Source organism: Streptomyces sp. NPDC052043 (genome assembly GCF_044548235.1).
Lineage (GTDB): Bacteria > Actinomycetota > Actinomycetes > Streptomycetales > Streptomycetaceae > Streptomyces.
Genome location: NZ_JBIUBT010000035.1, coordinates 1 through 4,171, shown reverse-complemented (window position 1 = coordinate 4,171; position 4,171 = coordinate 1). Strand labels below are relative to the sequence as shown.

The 4,171-nt window shown below is 73.5% G+C and carries 2 protein-coding genes; both read left to right on the top strand.

Annotation, left to right across the window (positions count from 1 at the left end; all coding sequences use genetic code 11):
* A partial coding sequence (locus ACIHCX_RS38020; RefSeq protein WP_400037982.1) for a type I polyketide synthase occupies nt 1–3,011 on the top strand: 3,011 nt, incomplete at its 5' end.
* Nucleotides 3,012–3,149: 138 nt separating this feature from the next.
* A partial coding sequence (locus tag ACIHCX_RS38015; protein ID WP_400037984.1) for a beta-ketoacyl synthase N-terminal-like domain-containing protein occupies nt 3,150–4,171 on the top strand: 1,022 nt, incomplete at its 3' end.

Sequence of the window (4,171 nt, the reverse complement as noted above, 5' to 3'; positions counted from 1 at the left end):
TGGCGGTGGCCGCGGCCCGTCGGGACCGGGACGAGGCGGCGACGGTGTATGCCGCGCTGGCCGCGCTGCACACACACGGCATGCACGTCGACTGGTCGGCGCAGCTGGCCGGGGCCCGGGTGGTGGATGTGCCGACGTATGCCTTCCAGCGGCGTCGTTACTGGTTGGAGGCCGCCCCGCAGGCGGCCGGTGCCGACCGGTTCGGGCTCGACGCCACGGGCCATCCCCTCCTCGGCGCCGCCGTCGCGCTGGCTGCTCGGCGGGAGCTTGTGTTGACCGGGCGACTGTCGGTGGCGGCGCAGCCGTGGCTCGCCGACCATGCCATGGGCGGCGCGGTGTTGCTGCCCGGCGCGTCCCTGCTCGACCTGGCGTTGTACGCGGCCTCGTCAAGCGGGTGTTCCTCCGTCGAGGAGCTGACGTTGGAGGCACCGCTGTTCCTGCCGGAACAGGGTGCCATGGACGTGCAGTTGACCGTCGGTCAGCCGGACGAATCGGGACGCCGGTCGCTGGGTGTGCACTCCCGGCCGGGCGACGCCGAGCCGGACGCCCCCTGGACCACGAACGCGACCGGGGCGCTGAGCCCCGTACCGGCCGGTCCGCCACCCGCCGGTGCGGCGGCGGCCGGAGCCTGGCCGCCTGCGGACGCGGTCGGCGTGCCGCTGGACAAGGTCTACCCCCGGCTGTCCGAACTCGGGTACGCCTACGGTCCCGCCTTCCAGACGCTTCAGGCGGCGTGGCGGCTCGGCGACGACCTGCTGGCCGAGGTCCGGCTCCCGGATGCAGCACCGTCGGCCGACGGTCACTGCGTTCACCCCGCCCTGCTGGACGGTGCCCTGCACCCGCTGCTGCTCGATCTGCTCGACGGCACGTCCGACGAGCCTCGGCGCATACGGCTGCCCTTCGGCTGGCGCGGTGTCATGCGGCGTGCGCAGGCGAGGGAGGGGACCGTCCGGGTTCGGCTCGGCCGGATCGGCGCGGACGAGGTGTCCGTCACCCTGACCGACGCCGCGGGCGAGGTCCTGCTGACCGCCGATTCGCTGACCCTGCGGACGGTCGCGGCCGACCGCCTGGCCGACACGGCCGTGTCCGGCAGGCTGTTCGGCGTCGAGTGGACCGCTCCACCCCTCGGGGTTTTTGAAGCGCCCGGCACACCGGAACCGGCGCGCCCCTGGGCGGTCGTAGGGTCGCTGCCCATGCTGCGTGATGCCGATGCCCCGGTCCGGCAACACGAGGACCTCGCCTCGTTGCTGGCCTCGGTCGCCGCGGGCGCCCCGCTGCCCGGCAGGGTCCTGTTGCAGGCCGGACCGTCGCCCGACGAGCCGGACGTCCCGGCGGCGGCCGGAGCAGCACTCGCCGACACTCTCGCCCTCCTGCAGCGGTGGCTCGCCGAGCCGGCCACGGCGGACAGCCGCCTCATCCTGGTCACCCGGTCGGCGGTCGCCACCCGTGACGGCGAGGTGCCGGACCTGGCCGCCGCGCCGCTGTGGGGGTTGGTCCGCAGCGCACAGGCCGAGGAACCGAGCCGGCTCGTCCTGCTGGACACGGACGGCACGGAGCTGCCTGGCCGTGCCGTGGCCGCGGCCCTGGCTGCGGGCGAACACCAGCTCGCGGTGCGAGGCGGTACCGTCCTGGTGCCGCGGCTCACCCGGACTGCCGTGCCGGCTGGGCAGGCCCCGGCAGACTGGGGCGGCGAGGGCACTGTTCTGGTCACCGGTGGTACGGGTGGGCTGGGTGCGCTGTTCGCCCGGCATCTGGTTGCCGAGTACGGCGTACGGCGTCTGCTGTTGACCAGTCGGCGGGGTATGGGGGCTCCGGGGGCGGCGGAACTGGCCGCGGAGTTGCGTGGGTTGGGTGCCGAGGTGACCGTTGCCGCGTGTGATGTGGCGGATCGGGCGGCTCTGGCTGCGCTGTTGGAGGCGGTCCCCGCCGAGCATCCGCTGACCGCCGTCGTGCACGCGGCCGGCGTCCTCGACGACGCGACCGTCGCCACTATGACCGCCCGGCAGCTGCACAGCGTCCTGTCCGCCAAGGTGGACGCTGCCTGGAACCTCCACCTGCTCGCCCAGGACACCCCGCTCACCGCCTTCGTCCTGTTCTCCTCCGTCGCCGGCACCCTCGGCACCGCGGGGCAGGGCAACTACGCGGCGGGCAACGCCTTCCTGGACGCGCTCGCCCAGTACCGCCGGGCGAGCGGCCGGCCAGCCGTGTCCCTCGCCTGGGGTCTGTGGGAGCGGGAGAGCGGCATGGGCGGCGCACTCGACGCGGGCGCGCTGGCCAGGCTAAAGCGGTCCGGCATCGTCGGCATCGGCGACGCCCAGGGCCTGCGGCTGTTCGACATCGCCCTGGCCCTCGGCCGGCCCGTGCTGGCGCCGGTGCACCTGAACCTGGCCGCGCTGCAAGCCGCTGCGGAGGAACCGCCCGCCCTGCTGTCCGGCCTGCTGCGTGCGACCGGGGGCCCGGCCCGCAAGACCGCCCGGGACGCGTCTGCCGACGAAGCGCTCGCCGACCGGCTGCGCAGTCTCCCGGAGCAGGATCGCCGTCCGGCCGTACGGGACCTGGTCCGCGCCGAACTGGCCCGCGTGCTGGGCTTCGAGACAGCCGACGGGATCGACACCGAGCGCGGCTTCCTCGACATGGGCGTCGACTCGCTGACCGCTGTCGAACTACGGCGTCGGCTCGGCACGCTCACCGGCCTGCGGCTGCGGACCACCGCCGTCTTCGACCACCCCACCGTCACGAGTCTGGCCGATCACCTGCTCGCCGAGGTGTTCCCGGACGGCGCCGACCGCGCATGGACGGGCGCCTTCGAACGCTGGGAGACCGAGCTGGCCGAGCTGGCCGCAGACCCGGAGACCCGCGGCGAGGTCGTGGCGAGACTCCAGCAGTTCCTGGGCACGCTGCGCGGGCAGGAGCACGAGCCCGGCTCCGGCCCCGTCGCCGGCGCGATCGACGACGTCAGCGACGACGAACTGTTCCGTCTGCTCGACGGCACCCTCGAAACCCCCGAATGACCAGGTGGTCGCGGCTGCCCGCTTTAGCGACGGCTAAGGGGCCGCCAAGACCACCGACCTACCGTGAACGAACCGGGTGGCTGCCTCCCGCAACGGGACGGCCTGCCCGCCGTACACCCCGAGGAGAGTGGATCGCCGATGGCGGACGAGGACAAGCTCCGCGCTTATCTCAAGCGGGCGACGACGGACCTTCAGGAGGTCCGACGCCGGCTCCAGCAGGTCGAGTCGGACAGGCGTGAGCCGATCGCCCTCGTCGCCATGTCCTGCCGGTACCCCGGTGACGTCCGTACCCCGGACGACCTGTGGCGGACGGTGGCCGGAGGGCACGACGCCATCGGGGAATTCCCCGCCGACCGCGGCTGGGGTGTGGACGAGCTGTACGACCCCGACCCCGACAGCGTCGGCAAGTCCACCACCCGCCAGGGCGGCTTCCTGTACGACGCCGGTCACTTCGACGCCGGGTTCTTCGGCATCTCGCCGCGCGAGGCACTCGCCGTCGACGCGCAGCAGCGCCTGCTGCTCACCCTCGCCTGGGAGGCGGTGGAGCGGGCCGGTATCCTCCCCGCCGCCCTCCGCGGCGAACAGGTGGGCGTGTTCACCGGTGTCATGTACAGCGACTACGGCACCCGCATCCACCAGCCCTCCGAAGAGTTCGAGGGCTACCTCGTACAGGGCAGCGCCGCCAGCATCGCCTCCGGCCGGATCGCTTACACCTTCGGCCTCCACGGCCCGGCGGTGACGGTGGACACGGCGTGCTCGTCCTCACTCGTCGCGATCCACCTGGCCGCCCAGGCGCTGCGGCGCGGCGAGTGCACCCTCGCCCTCGCCGGCGGTGTGACCGTGATGGCCACCCCCAACACCTTCGTGGAATTCAGCCGCCAGCGCGGACTCGCACCGGACGGCCGCTGCAAGGCCTTCTCCGCGCGGGCCGACGGCACCGGCTGGAGCGAGGGCTCCGGGCTGCTGCTTCTTGAGAGGCTGTCGGACGCGAGACGCAACGGGCACCCCGTCCTGGCCGTGATCCGGGGCAGCGCCGTCAACCAGGACGGCGCCAGCAGCCAGCTCACGGCGCCGAACGGTCCGTCGCAGCAGCGGGTGATTCGGCAGGCGTTGGCGGATGCGGGTGTGTCGGCGGCTGATGTGGATGTGGTGGAGGCGCA